This window comes from Gilliamella sp. ESL0232, assembly GCF_013346885.1.
GTDB classification, from domain to species: domain Bacteria; phylum Pseudomonadota; class Gammaproteobacteria; order Enterobacterales; family Orbaceae; genus Gilliamella; species Gilliamella bombi.
Map to the genome: position 1 here is coordinate 97,562 of NZ_JAAEDW010000004.1, position 21,161 is coordinate 118,722.

The following is a 21,161-nucleotide window of genomic DNA, read 5'->3' on the forward strand; positions in this document are numbered from 1 at the left end:
ATCATTATATACTAAATAAATACTAATACCATTTTCTCAAAGCTTCTTTATCTGTTTTTTTAGCTTTTACCCAAATTTCGCCTTGGGGCGTTCGTTCTTTTTTCCAAAAAGGCGCTTCGTTCTTTAATACATCCATAATGAACTCTACTGCTGCAAACGCATCTGAACGATGCGCGCTACTTGCTCCCACAAAGACAATCTTTTCATTTGCGCTAATTTCACCTACTCGATGAATTACCGCAACTCGACTTAATTGCCACCGCTCTCTAGCTTGGGCTATGATATTAGCCAAGACCTTCTCTGTCATTCCTGCATAATGTTCTAAAAATAAGCTTATCGTTTGTTTTTCATTACTACGAACTTTGCCCATAAAAGAGACAACAGCACCATCTTGTGGTAATTGTGAAAGCCAATCGTTTAACTTATTAATATCAATCGGCTGCTCACTAACCTTGATAAGATCCATAATATTATCCACCTGTTACAGGAGGAAAGAAAGCGATTTCATCGCCTTCTTTCACAATATAATCAAAATCAACCAACGTTTGATTTACAGCGCATAAAACAGAGTTTTCCTTAAATGCCAAAAACCATTGTTCACCACGTTCACTTAACTGATCGATAAGATAGGAAACTGGAAGTTGATTAGCATCTAACATAACACTCTCAGTCCCAACTAATTCTCTAATTTGAGCGAAAAAAATAACTTTATTCATTTTCTATCTATTAAACCTTTTGAGCAATAAACTCCCCTGACCTACCACCACTTTTCGTCAACAATCTTACTTGAGAAATCACCATATCTTTTTGAACCGCTTTGCACATGTCGTAAATGGTTAATGCTGCAATAGATGCGGCAACCATTGCTTCCATTTCAACTCCTGTTTGCCCATTCAATCGACAAAACGATTGAACTCGGACACAATTTTTTATTTGATCTACTTCAATGTTGATTTCAATTTTACTCAAAAAAAGTGGATGACAAAGCGGAATAAGCTCCCAAGTCTTTTTAGCAGCTTGAATCCCTGCAATTCTTGCTGTTGCAAAAACATCGCCTTTATGATGTTTACCCTCAATAATCATCTTCAATGTTTCAGCATTCATTAAGACTAATGACTCAGCTCTTGCTTCGCGTGTTGTTATTAGTTTTTCTGAGACATCAACCATACAGGCTTCACCTCGCTGATTAATGTGCGAAAATGATTCACTCATCCTTTAATCCCTACTATTTTATTAATTATCAATTTTTACCAAGATAGCAAATTTTATTAATAGTTACTACTAATCCTTTTAAGGTTATTAATGTAATAAATCTAGATGAATAAAAACTAGATTGTTTTTATAACTTTTGCGGGTTATGTAAAAACTGCGTACAATATAGCTTTATATAAATTATAATATCTGTGATTTTTTAATGCTTATCGCTCATATAGCCTTACCTGTACCACTTTACCAAATATTTGATTATCAATTAACTAAACCAGCTCAAGTTGGAATGCGGGTTAAAGTTCCTTTTGGTAAACGTGACGCAATAGGAATTATTGTTAGTATTGACGAAAAAACCGAATTTGATATTGAAAGCTTAAAAACGATTACAACTGTTATTGATACTGAACCTGTTTTTACACCTTCTATTTGGCGGTTGTTAAACTGGGCTGCTAGTTATTACCATTATCCTATTGGCGAAGTTCTTTTTCATTCTATACCTGTTTTATTACGACAAGGGCGAAAAGCAATCAAGGAAGACACCAAACGATGGCAATTAACTCAATTGGGTAAAAATATTGATTTAAAATCATTATCACGGACTCCGAAACAAAAATTATTATTATCATCATTCAGAAATAATACCCCTTCTGAAAATGAAGTAAGTAGTACTATCTATCAAGAATTACAGAAAAAAAATCTTATAGAACAAGTAAACTGCCAATCCGATAATATTCAATGGCAAACCAATTTTTCAACAAATACTAGTTCAATTCAGCTAAATAAAGAACAGACCTATGCTATAGAAACAATCAACAACAAAAATCATCAATTTGAAGTATTTTTATTAGAAGGAGTGACTGGATCGGGTAAAACAGAAGTATATTTAAATATACTATCTAATATATTAGCTACAGGTAAGCAAGCATTAGTACTAGTTCCAGAAATTGGGTTAACACCACAAACAATTGGACGTTTCAAAAAACGCTTTAATGCGCCAATTGATATTTTGCACTCAGGATTAACGGATAAACAAAGACTCACTGTTTGGCTAAGAAGTAAACATGGTGAAAATGCTATTGTTGTTGGCACTCGCTCATCACTTTTTACTCCTTTTAAAGACTTAGGAATGATTATTATTGATGAAGAGCATGATAGTTCCTATAAACAACAAGAAGGTTGGCGTTATAATGCCCGAGATTTAGCAATTATTCGAGCAAAATTTAACAATGTTCCAATTGTTTTAGGCTCCGCAACACCGTCGCTTGAAACACTCAATAATGTACAAAATCACAAATACCATTTATTACAATTAACCGAAAGAGCCGGTAATGCAATGCTAGCCAAACAGTCAATTTTGGATCTGCGTGGGTTAGTACTTACTGCAGGTTTATCTCAACCATTAATTGAACAAATAAAAAAACATTTATCTAATAATAATCAGGTAATGCTATTTTTAAATCGCCGAGGCTTTTCACCATTGTTAATATGCCATGACTGTGGATGGATTGCTGAATGTCCTCGCTGTGATAGACCTTATACACTACATCAAAAACAACACAAACTTATATGTCATTATTGTGATACACCGAGGACGATTCCTAAACAATGCCCAAAATGTGGATCAACTCATTTAATGCCTATTGGATTTGGAACAGAACAACTTGAACAACAACTTGAAATCCTCTTTCCTAATATTAAAATTAGCCGCATTGATCGAGACACAGTGAATAAAAAAGGCGCATTAGATAACTATTTACAAAGTATTCAACAAGGTGGCGCACACATTTTAGTTGGCACGCAAATTTTAGCTAAAGGGCATCATTTCCCGGATGTAACTTTAGTTGGAATTGTCGATGTTGATGGGGCATTATTCTCAAGTGATTTTAGGGCAACTGAGCGATTTGCACAAATTTATACTCAAGTATCAGGAAGAGCAGGTCGTGAAACTAAAGCTGGACAAGTTATTTTACAAACATATCATCCAGATCACCCTTTACTCAATATTTTACTAACTCAAGGTTATGAAAAATTTGCTAAATTAACGTTACAAGAACGGCAACATACACAATTACCTCCGTTTAGTTACCAAACATTAATTCGTGCAGCTGATCGTAACAATCATTACGCTCCAGCATTCTTACAACATGTGCATGATTGGCTAAAAGAACATAGTAATAATACTTTATGGCAGTTGGGGCCAATGCCTGCAAGTCAACCGAAAAAAGCAGGATATCATCGTTGGCAATTACTACTTCAACATACAAGTAGACAACAATTACAGAAAATTTTGGATCAACTATTAATCGTAATAGGAAAATGGAGTGAAACATCAAAAGTAAGATGGAGTATTGATGTCGATCCCATTGATAATTAAAGTGATATTATCTCCACCAATACTAATTAGTGGAGATAATAAATTATAATATTATTTTACCAGCATTTTTATCCAATGTTGCCTGTCCAATACCTGAAACTTCCTTTAGCTGCTCAACTGAAACAAAAGGACCAAACTTTTCTCGGTATTCTATTATCTTCTGAGCTTTACTTGCCCCAATCCCAGTTAATACTTTTGATAATTCTTCTGCTGTTGCAGTATTGATATTTACTTGAGCAACTTGTTTTTGTTCTTGTTTAACGGAAGTTGGTGTTTCTGGAACCGAATTAGCAAAGCTTATGTTCGAAAAAATAAAACTTGATAATATAATACATAATAGTGAAAATACTTTCATTTGATTAACCTCATAAAATAGTTACGCAATTAAATTTGCTTTATAACTATCTCACTTCATCAAATAAAAAAATTTCATTAATAATAAAAATGAGAAAAGCCACCTAAGTGACTTTTCATTTTTTCAATTATTTCTACTATTTTGGGAGTTAAATCACAAATTGGAATCAGGCATAATTTCTATCTTAGCCTTAGAGCGTATGTCAGCAGCAAGATAATAATGCATATTATTAATAAATAAAGGTAATAACTCAGAAGAAATATCTTCATATTCTTTTGGGGTATCTACCTTAGTTAGCGCAACAATATAAGCATTTTTATCATCTAAAAATTCCACACCATAAACAGTCTTCCCAGATACTGAAGGATTTAAATTAAAGACCATATTAACAACTTTTTGATCAAGTTCTGTTGAATTTCGATTCAAAACATATTTTTTTGCAAATTGGACATTTTTGGCTTTTCCAGTTTCGTTAAGTTGAGTCAATATATTATCAACACTAGATCTAAACTGGCTTTGAGCCTTTTCTGTAAAAAGTTTTTTATGAATATCATCTTTAACCTCATCAAATGGAGCTATACCTTCAGGGCGATAATCAACTGTTTGTACAACAAAATCAAACTTCCCAAAACTCCTATCTACAGGTATTAAATCAGAAATTTTATCCGTTGCCTTACCATCGACTATCATTTCTTCACTAAAAATCACATCCCTAACCTCAGGATGAGCAGCAAGTGAAAACTTATCGTTGAAAGATATCCAATTTGAGGTCTTTACTTCAAATCCAAGTTTGTTAGCAAGCTCTTCAATACTTTTAGGAGAATCATGTAATGCAGTTTTAATTTTATTCTCTTCATTTTCTAAAGCTTTTTGTATTTTTTGTTCAGTGAGTTTTGGCTTGATTTGGTATTTAGCATAATCGAAATCCATAACTTTTTTAGGTTGTATACCATCTAATTTCACTATTGCGTAACCACTATCAACGGCTATTGGCGATGAGATTTTCCCTACTTTCTTTAATTGAGCATCTTTAAAAACTTGAGGTAATGAATCATCATCAGCAAACCAGCCTAATGAACCATTTTTGCCATAAGGTGAAATATCATGATTCTGATTAACAGTTTTAGCAATAGTATCAAAATCAGCTCCAGACGAAAGATCCTTTGCAATTTCATTAGCTTGTTCTTTATTAGTCACAAAAATTACACTATAAGCTCTCTTAGCTGGATATGAATAAGTTTTAATATTTTTATCATACTCATTTTTAATTTCTTTTTCAGTAACGCTAATTGTTTTTCTCAAAGATTCGTCAGAAGTCATAATATATTTAACTTTTACACGCTCATTTTTAAAAAAATCTTTTGAATGTTCGTTATAATATTTTTGTTCATCATCTAACGTAATATTCGACTCATCAATATCACTTACAGAAGCATTAACAGAAGTAGCATATACACTTCTAGTTTGATTTTTAAGAGAAGCTATTTCAGAATCAATTGGCAGAATAAAATTACTATTTATTATAGCATTAACAGTCTGTTGTTGCTGTAATACAGTTCTTATAATTTCAGCATAACTATCTGGAGTAAAATTATTTTCAGCTAGAAGGTTTAAATATGTCTGATTATCAAATTTACCATCTTTAAAAAACTCTTTTTGTTTTTTGATAAACTTTTTGATTTGATCATTACTAATAGCTACACCAACTTTTTCTGAAAATTTATAAGCTAAATAATTATCAATTTGATAAGATAAAACATTACGGCGTAATTTTTTGATAAAAGAACTATCGCCTCCAGCATTCGCTGTTACTGCTCTAGCTTGAGCTTCGAATTCGGCCCGACTAATACCTTCACCATCAACTTTTGCGATATATTTCTGTTGATCTTGAACACTTACACTGCCACCAAAGCCTAGAAATCCGACGCCAGTGAAAATAAAACATAAAATAATTATTGCAAAAATAATCTTAACAACAATATTATTTGCTGCTGTTCGGATTGTCTCCATCATTTATTGCGATTCTCCATACCAAATGTTGAATTGTAAAAGTATAGCATATTTAACTAAATTGGCTATTGTCCGAATATTATGTACTACAAAAAAAAGATCAACATAGAGTTGATCTTTTATTAAATTAATAAATAACTAGTTTAATATAGCAGGACTATCAACGCTATTTTTTAATTTCTTAATAGTTTTTCTAGTTATTGGTACTGACTCTACACCAAATGGATTATTCTGCAATGCAATTGTAAGCACATCATCAATCCATTTTACTGGATGTATATCAACTTCAGATTTTACATTATCAGGAATATCTTCCAAGTCTTTAACATTATCCATTGGAATCAATACAGTTTTAATTCCTCCTCGGTGTGCAGCTAATAATTTTTCTTTTAATCCGCCGATAGGTAAAACTTCACCACGTAATGTTATTTCGCCAGTCATAGCAACATCAGAACGAACTGGATTACCCGTTAATGTTGAAATTAGTGAAGTACACATTGCGATACCTGCACTCGGTCCATCTTTTGGCGTTGCTCCATCAGGCACATGTACATGGATATCGCGTTTTTCATAAAAATCACTATTAATACCCAATTTTTCTGCACGAGATCGAACAACTGTTAATGCCGTTTGAATCGATTCTTGCATAACATCACCTAATGAACCAGTGTAAGTCAATTTTCCTTTACCTAGTACACTTACTGATTCAATAGTAAGTAAGTCTCCACCAACTTCTGTCCACGCAAGACCAATAACTTGCCCAATACGGTTTTCATTATCTGCCTTACCGTAATCAAAACGCTGTATTCCCAAGAAATCTTTTAAGTTATCTTGTGTTACCGTTACTTTTTTCAATTTGCTATTTAATGCTAATTGCTTAACAACTTTACGACAAATTTTTGCAATCTCTCTTTCTAGATTTCGAACTCCAGCTTCCCGTGTATAATAACGAATGATTCCAATAATAGCTGAGTCATCAATACTAATTTCTTTTGATTTCAAACCATTATTTTCTATCTGCTTAGCAATTAAGTGTTGTTTTGCTATATTCAATTTCTCATCTTCTGTATAGCCAGAAAGACGAATAACTTCCATCCTATCCAATAATGGCGCAGGAATATTCATAGAGTTAGCCGTTGCAACAAACATCACATCAGATAAATCGTAGTCAACTTCTAAATAATGGTCACTAAAAGCATTATTTTGTTCAGGATCAAGCACTTCCAATAATGCAGATGCAGGGTCGCCACGCATATCCGATGCCATCTTATCTATCTCATCTAATAAAAATAACGGATTCTTAACCCCCACTTTTACCATACGTTGAATTAATTTACCTGGCATTGAACCTATATATGTACGCCTATGTCCACGTATCTCAGCTTCGTCACGTACACCACCAAGCGCCATTCGTATATACTGACGCCCTGTCGCTTTAGCAATTGATTGTCCAAGTGAGGTCTTCCCCACACCAGGAGGACCAACTAAACATAAAATTGGACCTTTAACTTTATTAACACGCCCTTGAACTGCTAAATATTCTAAAATTCTATCTTTTACACGTTCAAGTCCATAATGATCTTTATCTAAAACTTTTTGTGCAGCTTCAATATCTTTTTTAACGTTACTACGCTTATACCAAGGAACTTGAAGCATCCAATCAATATATCCCCGAACAACCGTTGCCTCAGCAGACATCGCTGGCATCATTTTAAGTTTATTAAGCTCAGCTAATGCTTTGTCTGTAGCTTCTTTTGGCATTTTAGCTTTAGTAATTTTTTCTTTTAATTCTTCATATTCATCAGGTTTATTATCTATATCGCCTAACTCTTTACGAATCGCCTTAATTTGCTCATTGAGGTAATACTCCCTTTGAGCCTTTTCCATTTGTTGTTTAACTCGGTGTCGAATATTTTTTTCAACTTGTAGTAAATCAATTTCTGATTCCATCAATGAAATAAGCAATTCAAAACGCTTTATAAGATTAGCGGTTTCTAAAATCTCTTGTTTTTGTTCAACTTTCAAAAATAAAGTTGCAGCAATAGAGTCGGCTAAACGTGAAGGTTCCTTCAAAAAATGTATAGAATCAACAATTTCCTGAGTTATTTTTTTGTTTAGTTTTGAGTATTCATCAAAGTTAGATAAAGTCAAGCGTATCATGGCTTCACTTATATCCGCGGCTTTTTTTACTTCACTTAATGGTTTGACTTTTGCAATAAAATATTCATTGTCGTTGTTCTCAACAATGTCATTCATTTTAGCTCTTGCAATACCTTCAACAAGAACTTTTACTGTTCCATCTGGCAATTGAAGTAATTGTAAAACATTAGCCACAGTTCCGACATCATATAAATCATCTATATCAGGATCATCTTGAGAAGGATTTTTTTGGGTTACAAGAAAGACTTGCTTATCCATTTCCATTGCACCTTCTAAGCAACGTATTGATTTACTTCTACCAACAAAGAGAGGAATTACCATATGTGGAAATACAACAACATCACGCAATGGTAAAATAGGCATAATCATTTGTTTAGTTCGTTTTATTTTCATTTTATTCTCTCTAGTAGTACAAATCTATTAGATAGATATTGGGTTCATTTTTAGATATTCAAGCCTATCTTTTTTGTTTTAACATACATTAATTCTAGAACATCTTGACAGTATTTACTGAAATTTTGCTTTAATATTAATTTGAGGTATAGCTCTTGCCATCATATTTATGATGGCAAATATATATTTCAAGCCGAGATTTCAGCATCTTCACGATGGATTAATTTCGGTGCTAGAGATTGTTCAACGGTGTCTTTTTCAACAATTACTTTGTTAATAGTATTCATTGATGGTAAGTCATACATTATATCTAATAATATATTTTCAACAATTGAACGCAAACCTCTCGCTCCTGTTTTTCTTTGCATCGCTTTTATAGCGATAGCATCCAAGGCTTCTCTCGTAAACTCAAGCTCAACACCATCTAACTCAAACAAAGTTTGAAATTGTTTAGTTAAAGCGTTTTTAGGTTCCGTTAGAATATTAATTAAGGCATTTTTATCTAATTCGGATAATGTTCCTATAACAGGTAATCTTCCGATAAACTCAGGAATTAAACCAAACTTAACTAAGTCTTCTGCTTCAATTTTTGCTAATAGCTCCGACTCAGAAAGTTTATTTTTAGTGCTTGTTACCTCAGCACCAAAACCTATTCCTGTATTAATTGATACACGATTCTCAATGACTTTATCCAAACCACTAAATGCACCACCACAAATAAATAGAATTTTTGAAGTATCTACTTGCAAAAACTCCTGCTGAGGATGTTTACGTCCACCTTTTGGCGGAACAGAAGCGATAGTGCCTTCAATAATTTTCAATAAAGCCTGTTGAACTCCCTCACCAGAAACATCTCTAGTAATAGATGGGTTATCCGATTTTCGTGAAATTTTATCGATTTCATCAACGTAAATAATCCCCCTCTGAGCTTTTTCAACATCATAATCACAATTCTGTAATAATTTTTGAATAATATTTTCTACATCTTCACCAACATAACCAGCTTCAGTTAGTGTTGTTGCATCAGCCATAGCAAAAGGTACATCTAAAAAACGAGCTAATGTTTCAGCTAATAATGTTTTACCGCTACCAGTAGGTCCTATAAGCAAAATATTACTTTTGCCTAATTCAACATCACTACGACTAGCATGGTTACGTAAGCGCTTATAATGATTATAAACAGCAACAGATAAAACTTTTTTAGCTCTTTCTTGACCAATTACGTATTCATCAAGATGCTCTCTAATTTCGTGTGGTGTTGGTAATGGTTTACTAATAAACTCTTCATGAGAAAGAAAACTTTTTTTCTCTTCTTTTAAAATATCATTACATAATCCTATACATTCATTACAAATATAAATAGATGATGGACCAGCAATAAGTTTACGGACTTCATGCTCACTTTTACCACAAAAAGTACAATAGAGTAATTTTTCTGAACTTTCTTTATTCACGTTTATCACCTACCCAACATTAAGATCGTTTACTATATATGGCATCAACTAAACCATATTCAACTGCTTTATCGGCAGACATAAAATTATCACGGTCGGTATCTTTTTCAATCACACTAATATCTTGACCTGTGTGCATTGCTAAAATATTATTTAGCCGGTTTTTTACCTGTAAAATCTCTTGTGCATGTATTTGGATATCAGAAGCCTGTCCTTGAAAACCACCTAATGGTTGGTGAATCATGACACGTGCATTTGGTAAGCAATAACGTTTACCTTTAGCTCCAGCTGTTAAAAGCAATGACCCCATTGAACAAGCTTGTCCCAAACAAATTGTACTAACATCTGGTTTTATAAATTGCATTGTATCATAAATAGCCATGCCAGCTGTAACAACCCCACCAGGTGAATTGATATACAAATAGATATCTTTATCAGGATTCTCTGCTTCTAGAAATAACATTTGAGCAATAATAAGGTTTGCCATATTATCTTCAACTTGACCCGTCAAAAATATAACTCGCTCTTTTAATAACCGTGAGTAAATATCATAAGCTCGTTCACCCCGAGAGCTTTGTTCAACTACCATTGGAATAACACCCATATATGATTCAAAAGGCATTTTTATCTCCTAATTAACAAAATAGCCCAAACAGATAATACATATTTGGGCTTAAAAGTGAGCGTTTTTAAATTAAATGAAAAAGCTAATAGATTAAGCTATCTGCTGATTCATTAATTCAGAAAATGAATAATTCTTTTCTGTTACTTTCGCACTAGCTAATAACAGATCTACAACTTGATCTTCTAATGCAACAGCTCGAATATTCTCCATCGCTTTTTTATCTTTATGATAATATTCTGAAACTTCTTTTGGATCTTCATATGCAGTCGCAATTTCATCAATTAATGCTTGAACACGCGATTCGTCTGCAGTTAATTTATTACTTTCAATTATTTCACTAAATAATAAGCCTGTAGCAACACGTTTTTTAGCCTCAGCTTCAAATAGTTCTTTCGGTAATTCCATACCTTGTTTGACATTACCGCCAAAGCGAGATAAGGCTTGTTGACGTAACACATCAATTTCACGATCGATTAATGCCACAGGTACATCAATCTCATTATTTTTAACTAAACCATCAATAGCTTGTGTTTTAACTTTGTTACGAATTGTTGCGTTGAGTTCTCTTGTCATATTTTTACGAACTTCAGCTCTCAAACTTTCAACGGTACCATCTACAATACCAAAGCGTTTAACAACGTCTTCGGTAAGTTCAGGTAATTCAAGTTCTTCAACCTTTTTAAGTGTAGATGCAAATACAGCAGGTTTACCTTTTAGGTTTTCAGCATGATAGTCCTCAGGGAAAGTCACATTAATATCAAACTTATCACCTACTTTATGACCAATAATTGCATCTTCAAAACCTGGAATCATACGACCTTGCCCTAACACTAAAGCAAAATCATTAGCCTTACCACCTTCAAACTCGGCACCATCAACTTGACCGACAAAATCCAAAGTAACACGATATTGCTCTTCAGCCGCTTTTTCAACTTCTTTCCAAGCACCTTGTTGTTTGCGTAATGTTTCAATCATTGTTTCAACATCTGCATCAGCAACTTCTGCAACTGGTTTTTCAACTTCAATTTTATCTAAATTTTCAACTTTTATTTCTGGGTAAACTTCAAATTCAACAGTAAATGTATAATCTTCACCATTTTTATATTCTTGTGGAGTATAAGTCGGAGCTCCAGCTGGATTTAATTTTTCTTGAATAATAGCGTCAACAAAATTCCGTTGCATCAAATCGCCTAAAGCATCTTGTAAAATAGAAGCACCATAACGTTGTTCAACAATTTTTAAAGGCACTTTTCCTTTACGAAAACCATCAATGCGTACTTTTTTTGCTGTATTAATAAGCTCTTTATCAACCGCTTTTTTAATATCTTCAGCTTTAATTGTAATAGATAAACGTCGACCTAATCCTTGTGTTGTTTCTACCGAAACTTGCATGTTTATACCTCGAAATTATTGAATATTATTTGCTCATAATTATATAAAAACGATAATTGAGCTAAAAAATTAAAAAATAGGCATGCATTATACCGACCGCAATCGTCTACGTCGAGACATTTAATAGTTTCTTCTCAAGCGCTTTCAAGCGTTTATTCATTTCGTCAATATGTAAAACTAATGATGCCGTTTTTCGCCATACTTTGTTTTCTTGCAATGGAATACCTGATGAATAAACACCTGGCTGTGTAATTGGGCGCATTACCATACCCATACCTGTTACTGTAACTTGGTCACATATTTCCATATGTCCATTAATAACACTTGCACCACCAATCAAACAATGTCGACCAATAGTTAAACTTCCAGCCATAATAACGCCACCAGCAACGGCCGTATGATCTCCAATTACATCGTTATGAGCAATCTGACATTGATTGTCAATAATAACACCATTACCAATAATAGTATCATCAAGAGCACCGCGATCAATTGTCGTTGAGGCACCAATTTCAACGTTATTGCCAATGACAACACGCCCTAATTGAGGAATTTTAACCCACTTCCCTTTATCATTAGCATAACCAAATCCATCTGCACCAATTACAGTCCCAGATTGAATCAGGCAATTTTCTCCAATAATACAATTATGATAAATAGAAACATTAGCCCATAATTTTGTACCTGCACCTATTGTTGTATTTTTTCCAACAAAACACCCTGCACCAATGATACAATCGTCTCCTAATATCACACCGCTTTCGATAACAGCGTTAGCGCCAATAGAAACATTACTACCTAATTGAGCAGTCGAATCAATCACTGCTGATGTAGCTATATCCTTAGCTGGAGCTGGAGTAGTATCTAGGTATTGTGCTAATTTTGCATATGCAAGGTATGGATCTTTTACAATAAGGGCTGCACCATTCCAATGCTCAAGACCCTCTTCTGTCATTACCACAGCAGAAGCTTTGCATTCTAATAAATTCTTTTGTAATTTCTTATCAGATAAAAATGTAATTTGACCTGATATAGCACTATTCATTGATGCTATACCAGTGATGGCTAAATCACCATCACCATATAACCTAGCATCAAGTTGCTTAGCTAATTGCTCTAAACGAAAGGAAAACATTATTTTTTAACCTTTTCCAACACTTTGTCTGAAATGTCAACCGCATCTGAAGCTGATAAGGTGGCTTCTGCTTTTAAAATAATATCGTATTTTTCTTTTGCGACTATATCTTTAATAGCTTCTTGGATTTTAATTAATAATTTCTCTGCTTCTTCTGTTTCACGCTTACGATAATCTGCAGAAAAAGCCTTAGCTTTATTTTCAAAATCAGAAATTGTTTTATTTAATTTCGTTTTTTCAGATGAAGACAATGTTAAACCATCTTTTTTTAATCGTGCAGCAGCTTCATTTGCTTTCTTTTCTTCAGCTTGTAATGATTTAGCTCTTGCTTCAAATTCACTATCCAATGCTTTACCAACCGATTCGCGTTGCGGCATACGTTGTAATACTGACATAACATCGACTACACCAATTTTTACTTCAGCATTTACAAAGCTTGCAAAAAGTAATGCCGTACTAACACTAAGAAAATATATAATTTTTTTCACTTTAATCACCTATTTGTTTTCTATTTTATAACATGGAATTACCATGTAGAACCTATATTAAATTGAAACTGTTGAGTTGAATCACCATCATATTTCTTAAACGGTTGAGCATAAGAAAAGACTAAAGGACCTAATGGAGACATCCATTGCACAGCAAGCCCAGCAGACATCCTAATATCCGATGGGGAACTATAATCAGGGATATTTTTTCCTTTTAAATTCCATTCAGTATCCCATACAGTACCTGCATCGAAAAATAGTGATGTTCTAATATTATCAGCATATTTTTCGCTAGCAAATGGCGTTGGAAGTATTAGCTCTGTACTTGCAAAAGCTATAGCATTACCACCTACAGCATCTTTTGATTTTGTACATCCAGATGTATTATCTAAGCTATCGCAAACTCCACTTTTATTAAGATATACCGCTTTAGGACCTACAGTATTTGATTTAAACCCACGTAGCACAGAGGCACCACCAGCATAGAAGTTTTCATAAAAAGGTAACTCTTTTCCACCTAAACCGCCACCATAGCCTAATCGAGCACGAGTTAAAAAGATCCAGTTATGGTCATTGTCAATAGGATAATAGTAAGACGCATCTGAGACTAGTTTATAGAACCTATTTTCAAATAATGGTGCTGTAACTTTAGCATTAGCTGTTATTTTAAGTCCATCAGTAGGGAAAAATCCACGATCTAAAGAGTTATATGTCCAATAAGCATTTAACAATAAATCATTAGTATCAAATGAAATAGAACTTTTATTGTTCACTTTTTCACCCATAGAGTTGAAATAACGCCACATTCCATATTGCGCTTGCATACCAGATAACTTATGGTTAGCAAATTCAGAACCAAAACGAACAAAATTATTTTCACTAATTGGGAATCCTAAATTAGCTGATGCGCCCCAAGTCTTACTTGAATATTCTGATTCATCATCTTTATCGTCATTTTTATAGGTATTATAATAAATACTACCCCCTAAACTTACACCATCAACAGTAAAATAAGGATCAACGATAGAAATAGATGCAGTTTTATCTGTATCAGTTGTGTTAACATCAAATGAGACACTGTTACCTGTTCCCAACCAGTTATCTTGAGAAATACCGGCATTGAAACTAACACCACTATCAGAACCAACACCAATACCAAATTTGATACTACCGGTATTACGTTCAGCAACTTTATAAATAATATCAACTTGATCATCAATACCAGGCACACGTTCAGTATTAGCTTCAACAGTATCAAAAAATCCAAGTCGGTTTAAACGTTCTTTACCTAATTCAACTAATCCATTACTTAACCAAGCCCCCTCCATTTGTCGAAGCTCACGGCGAATTACACTTTCGCTGGTTACAGTATTGCCAACTATTTTAATTTTACGAACATAAAAACGTTCACCCACATCAACAAGAACAACTAATTTAACCGTATGTGCGACATCATCCATTTCAGGCTGAATTGATACTCTAGGGTACGCATAACCGAAATTAGCAAGTAGACGCTTAACGCCATCTTCAATTTCAGTAATTTTTTTACCATTATAAAGTTCACCAACTTTTACTTTTTCATTAGCAATTTTGGAAATCTCGCCTTTATGGCCAGCAAAATTACCCATAAATTCAAGTTGAGATAACTTATACTGTTCACCTTCATGAATATTAACTGTAACGTATATGCCTTTTTTGTCTGGCGTTAAACTAACTTGCGTTGACTCAATGTTAAAACGAGCATAACCACGATTTAAATAAAAACTTTGTAATTCATCTAAATCTGCTGCCAATTTTTGTTTTTGATATTTGCGATCTCCAAACATATTCCACCAAGGTACTTCATCACGCAAAGTAAAACGCGAAATAAGTTCTTCAGATGAAAAAGCTTTAGCACCAACAATATTAATCTGATCAATTAGTGCCGATTTACCTTCAGCTACAACTAATTTTAAATCAACACGATTACGTGACAACGGAGTTACAACAGCTTTGATTTGAGCATTATATTTACCAACACTATAGTAAAAATCTTCTAAGCCTTTTTCTATACCAGAAAGCATAGTACGATCTAATGCTTCACCTTCACGAATACCTGAACTATCTAGGTTTTTTTTCAGCATCTCATCTTTAACAGACTTATTACCAGAAAAAGTTATGCTAGCAATAGTAGGGCGTTCTTGAACATGAACAATTAACCTATCACCATCACGAGAAACGGTAATATTATCAAAGTTTCCACTAGAATATAGTGATTTAATGATACGGCCTAAATCAGCTTCATTAACATAATCACCGACTTGAATAGGCATTTCAAGTAATGCTGCTCCAACAGTAACACGTTGCAAACCTTCAAATTTGATGTCTTTTACTACAAAATCATCAACACAAAATGCATTGGAACTATATACTGCTGTAGTACTAAACAACAAAGATGCTATAAGTAATTTATTTATTTTCATCGTAAATGTTTATAACCTCATCCCATCACAATCGTAAAATATCATTAAATAGTGCAATTCCCATTATTACCATCAATAAAAAAAAGCCAATACGAGAAAATCGTTCTTGTACTTCATTTGATAAGGCTTTACCTTTTATCTTTTCAAATAATAAAAAAACAAGGTGCCCGCCATCTAACATAGGTAATGGAACAAGATTGATAACGCCCAAACTTATACTAATAAAAGCTAGAAAATATAAGTAAGAGGTAAAACCATAACTTGCTGTTTGCCCTGCGCTTTTTGCTATTGTTATTGGTCCAGACAAATGTTTTAGACCAATAACACCTGTTACTAATTGATAAAGCGAACGAATCGTTAACTTCGTGGTTAACACTGTTTGCGCCATACCTTTATTAAAACTTTCTAAAAAACCATACTGCATAATTCTTGCATCAGACTTGGGATACAAACCAGCGACACCTTTTCCATCTATTCCAATAGTTGGCACGAGTTTAAGATAAATATCTATATTTCCTCGATTAACCTTTAACATCATTGCTTGAGCTGTTTTAATTGTATTGGAAAAATCATTCCAATCAACGTATGAGTGATCATTATAACCAATAATTTTATCCCCAACACGCAGACCTGCTTTCTCAGCAGCCGAACCCGATACAATTTTACTCACAATTGGATAAACTTTCACCTTCTCAGGAACAAAACCAAATGCGGTAATTGTCGAATCCTTTTCTATATCAAAATGCCAATTACTGATATCTACATTTTTTTTAACTTCTTTCTGGTTATCATCACCAAAGCTATCGATATAAGAAAAAGACACATTAGCTTTTCCCATTGCCGCAATTAAGGCTAAATTTACGTCATTCCATGTTTCTACTTTTATATTATCAATAGTTTTCAATTCTGCACCAGCTGGTATTATTACTGTAGAAGCTGGTGTATTAGGTATAACTTCTTTTATTTTAACAGGATAAACAACTACACCCATCAAAAAAATGATCCAATAGATAATTAAGGCTAATATAAAATTAGCAAATGGACCAGCAAAAATAATTGCAGTTCTTTGCCAAATTTTTTTTCTATCAAATGCAAAGTTTTCGTTATCGCTTGATAATGTTGTTGCTCTACCGTCGAGCATTTTAACATAACCACCAAGCGGAATCATAGCAATTACCAATTCGGTTCCGCTTAAAAATTTATGAGACCATATTTTTTTACCAAAACCAATTGAGAAACATTCAACTTGAACCTTGCACAAACGAGCAACACAAAAATGTCCAAACTCATGAATAGTAACTAATATACTCATGGTAATAACAAACAATAACAGCGACCACAACAAAATCTATTACCTTTTATAATAAGTAAAAAGCTAATGTAGCAAAAACAGGAACGGCAGCAGTTAAGCTATCAATGCGATCTAAAATTCCACCATGACCAGGAATTAAGTGACCACTATCTTTAATATTTGCTTCACGCTTAAACATACTTTCAGTTAAATCACCTAAAACCGAAACTAAAATCGCTAACAAAGAGCTAATAAAAAATGTACTGAAAGTCATGTCAAACATGTTAAGTATGTAAGCAATTAAACTAATTGCAATTGCTACACTAATACCGCCTATGAATCCTTCTATAGTTTTACCCGGGGATACTTTTGCCGCTAATTTTCGTTTACCAAATGATCGCCCAACAAAATAAGCTCCAGTATCTGTCGCCCATACTAGCACAAAGACGTAAAGCAACCAAATTGCACCCGTATAAGAATTAGAATTGTAGTTAATTGCTCTTAATTCGACCATACTAATAAAGAACGGTGCTAGCGTAAAAAAAGCAAATAGTAACTTTATAAAGATTGAATTACACCAATACTTTGTCGTGGTTGGATAGCTACTTACTAAAAACAAAGCAGTTAACCACCATATGATTGATAAAAATAAAATTATACTATATAAATTCATTTTAAATTCAATAGAATCCGGAACCAAATAAAGTATGCCCAATAAAATAACTGTTGAAAAAGAAAAAATTAATTTTAAATATTTTTTTCTAATATGAAGAAACTGAGTCCACTCCCATGCGGCTAATCCACAAACCAGAATAATAGTGAAAGAAAACACGGGTAATGGAACAAAAAAAAGAACTGCTACCACAAGCGGAATAAGCACAATTGCAGCAAGTATGCGATGGATTAACATGAATGCTCCTTATTATGAATACCACCAAAGCGTCGTTCTCTGGCATTAAATGCATTGATTGCTTCATCGAATAAAGATTGATTAAAATCAGGCCATAAGGTATTGGTAAAATAGAGTTCAGAATAAGCAATTTGCCATAACAAAAAATTACTAATTCGATATTCTCCGCCAGTACGAATAACTAAATCCACTTCAGGAAATTCGCTCATACACATTGTTGAGCCAAAACGATCCTCAGTAATATCATCTAAACTGATTTCTCCGTTAGTAACTTGCATAGCAATTTTTTTTGCTGACTGCAAAATATCCCAACGTCCGCCATAGTTAGCTGCAATATTTAGTACTAGTCCAGAATTGTTTTTCGTTAAATTTTGCGCATGAATAATCATATTTTGTAAATGTTCACTAAAGCGAGAAATATCACCAATAATATTCAAACGAACATTATTTTTATTTAAACTTTTTATCTCACGATTTAATGCATAAATAAAAAGGGAAATTAGGGCAGAAACTTCATTGTGTGGACGTTTCCAATTTTCACTACTAAAAGCATATAAAGTAAGGACTTTTATCTTTATTTTTGCCGCATAAGCTACAATTTTTCGAACTGCTTTCAAGCCTGCTCGATGACCAATAACTCGTAACTGATTATGTTGCTGTGCCCAGCGACCATTACCATCCATAATTATAGCCACATGACTAGGAATAGATCTTTCTTGTGTCATGCAATATCTCATATTGTCGCAATCATTATATTAATTATATTATTTTGTCCAATTAACGCGTACCATAAACTACAATTGTTTTACCATGTGCAGAAATCAAATGTTGATCTTCAAGCATTTTTAAAATTCGACCAACTGTTTCACGCGAACAGCCAACAATTTGACCTATTTCTTGACGCGTAATTTTGATTTGCATACCATCAGGGTGTGTCATTGCATCGGGTTGTTTAGCAAGATTTAGAAGTGTTTGTGCTATACGCCCTGCAACATCTAAAAATGCTAAATTACTAACTTTTTCAGATGTTACTTGTAATCGGCTAGCCATTTGACTGGCAAGACGCATTAAAATATCAGGATTAACTTGAACAAGTTGCTTAAATTTTTTGTATGAAATTTCGGCTACTTCACAACTTGTTTTAGCTTTAACCCAAGCGCTTCGCTCTGTGTCTTCTTCAAAAAGACCTAATTCGCCTAAAAACTGATTTTGATTTAAGTAAGACAAAATCATTTCGTTGCCTTCATCATCTTTAATCAATACCGCAACAGAGCCTTTCAAAATATAATAGAGAGTTTCTGCTTTTTCGCCTTGATGTATAAGGGTACTCTTAGCTGGATATTTATGAATATGGCAATGAGATAAAAACCATTCTAACGTTGTATCCGACTGTTGTTTACCAATCATTAATCCTACCTCTCCATTTTATTTACAACACTAACACTATAACAAAGTTACGCACTAAATCATATACAAACAATCATTTTAACTGCTATTTAATTAGTTTAATATCAATTGTTTCATGTAATTGAGACCAAAAAAGTGCTGCCGAACCATTCTCTAATTGAAGTTTAACATCATTAACTTTTTCTTGGAGTGATTTTTCTTGTAAACCGTAGTCAGTGCCTTCACGTAATACAAAATATTCAATTAGGTTATTTAATGTTTGTGGATCAAGATTTTGCCAAGGAATAATCATATTTGATGATAGTAAATTAGATTTCTAGTTATTTTATAACAACATTTAAATAATATAAAGCATCACTAAGTTATGCGTATATTAAATAAAAAACCACTCCAAAGAGTGGTTTTTTACACTTATAAATATAATCAAATTTAAAATTAGTTAGTTGTAACTTTAAGGTGATAACCTTGACCACCAGCATAGTAGTTCGGGTTCGGGGTACCTTTATTGTACATGGTATCACTATTAGTCGTAGCTAAGGTAATAGTATCACCACTTGCTATTTCTTCTGTATTTGCTGACTTGCCTTTATATTCACCATCTAGAGTCCAGACAAAATTATAACCAGTTAATTCAACTGCACCACTATCCATTACACCATTTGTAAGATCGCTATCAATCCACACGATAGCTTGGAATGTCTGACCATATTTAGGTTCAGGAGCTGAACTTAACTTATAGTTAACATCTTTGTTTGGAGTACCATCATCTTTGACTAGGAAAATACCAATTTCAGCATCATCAGTTATAATTGGACCATTACCAATACCTGTATTATCACCACCTGGACCATGGGGATTATTTACCTGATTATCATCAGAAATTGGATTATCTGAATCAGTTGGATTACTTGGAGGGTTTTCTGGGTTATTAGGATCTACTGGAGCAGTATTAGGAGTACCTGTTGCCCAAATATCATTTACTTCTAACCATTTATTGGTATAAGGAATACCAAAGTCAGTTCTTTCTAAAAGTTTAAAACCAATTTTTTCTGCGCCTGCGAAATCACTAGTTATTTTAAAAGATATACGAGCTATTGCATCACTATGGTCTTCAGTCGCCTGAACACTCATAGCCTCCCAACCATTAGTTTTTTTTGCAAAAACTTTTAATGTGTCTTTGATTTTTCCAGTATCATTATCGCCATCTGCATCTTCTAGATTAAATTTAATAACGACATAGTCACCTACTTTAGCTACTCGATTACCGATTGGTGTACTACCATCTTCATTTTGAGATACAACAACAGTCAAAGTATGTTCTGCTTTTGTACCATTTACAGCTTTCAATATTGGTGCATTACCATTAATCACCTTATTAGTAGTTGCATCTAAAGCAAATGCACTGCTTGCTGCATAACCAGCTAAAAATAAGCCTAATGCAACTTTTTTAATTGTAAAATTTTTCATGTTTAACTTCCTATTTTTCTCTATAAATT

General features: G+C 33.4%; 19 protein-coding genes. 1 reads left to right on the forward strand and 18 read right to left on the reverse strand.

From position 1 onward, the window contains the following. Positions 1-22: 22 nt before the first annotated feature. The 3 genes from moaE to moaC are packed head-to-tail and all read right to left on the reverse strand — an operon-like array spanning position 23 to position 1,212. A complete protein-coding gene (gene moaE, locus GYW75_RS05880) occupies positions 23-466 on the reverse strand; it encodes a molybdopterin synthase catalytic subunit MoaE (protein ID WP_194240434.1) in 444 nt (147 codons plus the stop codon). Between the two features lie 4 nt (positions 467-470). Beyond that, a complete protein-coding gene (moaD, locus tag GYW75_RS05885) occupies positions 471-716 on the reverse strand; it encodes a molybdopterin synthase sulfur carrier subunit (RefSeq protein ID WP_065590347.1) in 246 nt (81 codons plus the stop codon). 10 nt (positions 717-726) lie between these two features. Then, positions 727-1,212 (reverse strand): cyclic pyranopterin monophosphate synthase MoaC, encoded by a 486-nt coding sequence (gene moaC, locus GYW75_RS05890; protein ID WP_174798755.1) that lies wholly within the window; start codon positions 1,210-1,212, stop codon positions 727-729. Positions 1,213-1,414: 202 nt separating this feature from the next. On the opposite strand from moaC, the gene priA reads away from it, so the two are divergent. Further along, on the forward strand, positions 1,415-3,583 hold the full coding sequence (gene priA, locus GYW75_RS05895) for a primosomal protein N' (protein WP_174798756.1): 2,169 nt from the start codon (positions 1,415-1,417) through the stop codon (positions 3,581-3,583). A gap of 43 nt (positions 3,584-3,626) precedes the next feature. Here the strand turns inward: priA and GYW75_RS05900 are convergent, their stop codons facing one another. From GYW75_RS05900 to GYW75_RS05970, 15 genes are all read right to left on the reverse strand, one after another. Next, positions 3,627-3,938 carry a ComEA family DNA-binding protein gene (locus tag GYW75_RS05900; protein WP_065590344.1) on the reverse strand — a complete coding sequence of 104 codons (312 nt, stop codon included), beginning with the start codon at positions 3,936-3,938 and terminating at the stop codon, positions 3,627-3,629. A gap of 153 nt (positions 3,939-4,091) precedes the next feature. Further along, positions 4,092-5,951: a SurA N-terminal domain-containing protein gene (locus GYW75_RS05905; protein ID WP_174798757.1), complete on the reverse strand. Its 1,860-nt coding sequence runs from the start codon at positions 5,949-5,951 to the stop codon at positions 4,092-4,094. A 135-nt stretch (positions 5,952-6,086) separates the two neighbouring features. Beyond that, positions 6,087-8,501: an endopeptidase La gene (gene lon, locus GYW75_RS05910; protein ID WP_174798758.1), complete on the reverse strand. Its 2,415-nt coding sequence runs from the start codon at positions 8,499-8,501 to the stop codon at positions 6,087-6,089. A gap of 188 nt (positions 8,502-8,689) precedes the next feature. Then, the gene (gene clpX / locus GYW75_RS05915) at positions 8,690-9,964 is read right to left on the reverse strand and encodes an ATP-dependent protease ATP-binding subunit ClpX (protein WP_065590341.1); all 1,275 of its coding nucleotides are present in this window, start codon (positions 9,962-9,964) and stop codon (positions 8,690-8,692) included. Positions 9,965-9,974: 10 nt separating this feature from the next. Continuing rightward, a complete protein-coding gene (clpP, locus tag GYW75_RS05920) occupies positions 9,975-10,577 on the reverse strand; it encodes an ATP-dependent Clp endopeptidase proteolytic subunit ClpP (RefSeq protein WP_065590340.1) in 603 nt (200 codons plus the stop codon). 93 nt (positions 10,578-10,670) lie between these two features. Beyond that, positions 10,671-11,972 (reverse strand): trigger factor, encoded by a 1,302-nt coding sequence (tig, locus tag GYW75_RS05925; protein ID WP_174798759.1) that lies wholly within the window; start codon positions 11,970-11,972, stop codon positions 10,671-10,673. Between the two features lie 106 nt (positions 11,973-12,078). Beyond that, on the reverse strand, positions 12,079-13,107 hold the full coding sequence (gene lpxD, locus GYW75_RS05930; RefSeq protein WP_174798760.1) for a UDP-3-O-(3-hydroxymyristoyl)glucosamine N-acyltransferase: 1,029 nt from the start codon (positions 13,105-13,107) through the stop codon (positions 12,079-12,081). Further along, positions 13,107-13,595, reverse strand: coding sequence for an OmpH family outer membrane protein (locus GYW75_RS05935; protein WP_065590337.1), 489 nt, complete (start codon positions 13,593-13,595; stop codon positions 13,107-13,109). Before GYW75_RS05935 ends, lpxD begins: the two co-directional genes overlap by 1 nt. 38 nt (positions 13,596-13,633) lie before the next feature. Further along, complete coding sequence (bamA, locus tag GYW75_RS05940) at positions 13,634-16,057, reverse strand: outer membrane protein assembly factor BamA (protein WP_174798761.1); 2,424 nt, start codon at positions 16,055-16,057, stop codon at positions 13,634-13,636. A gap of 25 nt (positions 16,058-16,082) precedes the next feature. After that, positions 16,083-17,402 carry an RIP metalloprotease RseP gene (gene rseP, locus GYW75_RS05945; RefSeq protein WP_342366989.1) on the reverse strand — a complete coding sequence of 440 codons (1,320 nt, stop codon included), beginning with the start codon at positions 17,400-17,402 and terminating at the stop codon, positions 16,083-16,085. 13 nt (positions 17,403-17,415) lie between these two features. Next, positions 17,416-18,258, reverse strand: a complete 843-nt coding sequence (locus tag GYW75_RS05950; RefSeq protein WP_065590335.1) for a CDP-archaeol synthase — start codon at positions 18,256-18,258, stop codon at positions 17,416-17,418. Then, positions 18,252-18,983 (reverse strand): isoprenyl transferase, encoded by a 732-nt coding sequence (locus tag GYW75_RS05955; RefSeq protein WP_218059337.1) that lies wholly within the window; start codon positions 18,981-18,983, stop codon positions 18,252-18,254. The genes GYW75_RS05950 and GYW75_RS05955 overlap by 7 nt, the downstream gene beginning before the upstream one ends. Positions 18,984-19,035: 52 nt before the next feature. Continuing rightward, complete coding sequence (gene crp / locus GYW75_RS05960; protein ID WP_034910269.1) at positions 19,036-19,665, reverse strand: cAMP-activated global transcriptional regulator CRP; 630 nt, start codon at positions 19,663-19,665, stop codon at positions 19,036-19,038. Between the two features lie 85 nt (positions 19,666-19,750). Beyond that, positions 19,751-19,957 carry a YheU family protein gene (locus GYW75_RS05965; protein WP_065575078.1) on the reverse strand — a complete coding sequence of 69 codons (207 nt, stop codon included), beginning with the start codon at positions 19,955-19,957 and terminating at the stop codon, positions 19,751-19,753. A gap of 143 nt (positions 19,958-20,100) precedes the next feature. Beyond that, positions 20,101-21,132, reverse strand: a complete 1,032-nt coding sequence (locus GYW75_RS05970) for a hypothetical protein (RefSeq protein WP_174798763.1) — start codon at positions 21,130-21,132, stop codon at positions 20,101-20,103. Between the last annotated feature and the right edge of the window lie 29 nt (positions 21,133-21,161).

What these genes read in the sequence shown, in the direction of transcription:
- moaE (WP_194240434.1), bottom strand. Translation starts at nt 466, where the DNA reads ATGGATCTTATCAAGGTTAGTGAGCAGCCGATTGATATTAATAAGTTA.
- moaD (WP_065590347.1), bottom strand. Translation starts at nt 716, where the DNA reads ATGAATAAAGTTATTTTTTTCGCTCAAATTAGAGAATTAGTTGGGACT.
- moaC (WP_174798755.1), bottom strand. Translation starts at nt 1,212, where the DNA reads ATGAGTGAATCATTTTCGCACATTAATCAGCGAGGTGAAGCCTGTATG.
- priA (WP_174798756.1), top strand. Translation starts at nt 1,415, where the DNA reads ATGCTTATCGCTCATATAGCCTTACCTGTACCACTTTACCAAATATTT.
- GYW75_RS05900 (WP_065590344.1), bottom strand. Translation starts at nt 3,938, where the DNA reads ATGAAAGTATTTTCACTATTATGTATTATATTATCAAGTTTTATTTTT.
- GYW75_RS05905 (WP_174798757.1), bottom strand. Translation starts at nt 5,951, where the DNA reads ATGATGGAGACAATCCGAACAGCAGCAAATAATATTGTTGTTAAGATT.
- lon (WP_174798758.1), bottom strand. Translation starts at nt 8,501, where the DNA reads ATGAAAATAAAACGAACTAAACAAATGATTATGCCTATTTTACCATTG.
- clpP (WP_065590340.1), bottom strand. Translation starts at nt 10,577, where the DNA reads ATGCCTTTTGAATCATATATGGGTGTTATTCCAATGGTAGTTGAACAA.
- tig (WP_174798759.1), bottom strand. Translation starts at nt 11,972, where the DNA reads ATGCAAGTTTCGGTAGAAACAACACAAGGATTAGGTCGACGTTTATCT.
- lpxD (WP_174798760.1), bottom strand. Translation starts at nt 13,107, where the DNA reads ATGTTTTCCTTTCGTTTAGAGCAATTAGCTAAGCAACTTGATGCTAGG.
- bamA (WP_174798761.1), bottom strand. Translation starts at nt 16,057, where the DNA reads ATGAAAATAAATAAATTACTTATAGCATCTTTGTTGTTTAGTACTACA.
- GYW75_RS05950 (WP_065590335.1), bottom strand. Translation starts at nt 18,258, where the DNA reads ATGTTAATCCATCGCATACTTGCTGCAATTGTGCTTATTCCGCTTGTG.
- GYW75_RS05955 (WP_218059337.1), bottom strand. Translation starts at nt 18,983, where the DNA reads ATGACACAAGAAAGATCTATTCCTAGTCATGTGGCTATAATTATGGAT.
- crp (WP_034910269.1), bottom strand. Translation starts at nt 19,665, where the DNA reads ATGATTGGTAAACAACAGTCGGATACAACGTTAGAATGGTTTTTATCT.
- GYW75_RS05965 (WP_065575078.1), bottom strand. Translation starts at nt 19,957, where the DNA reads ATGATTATTCCTTGGCAAAATCTTGATCCACAAACATTAAATAACCTA.
- GYW75_RS05970 (WP_174798763.1), bottom strand. Translation starts at nt 21,132, where the DNA reads ATGAAAAATTTTACAATTAAAAAAGTTGCATTAGGCTTATTTTTAGCT.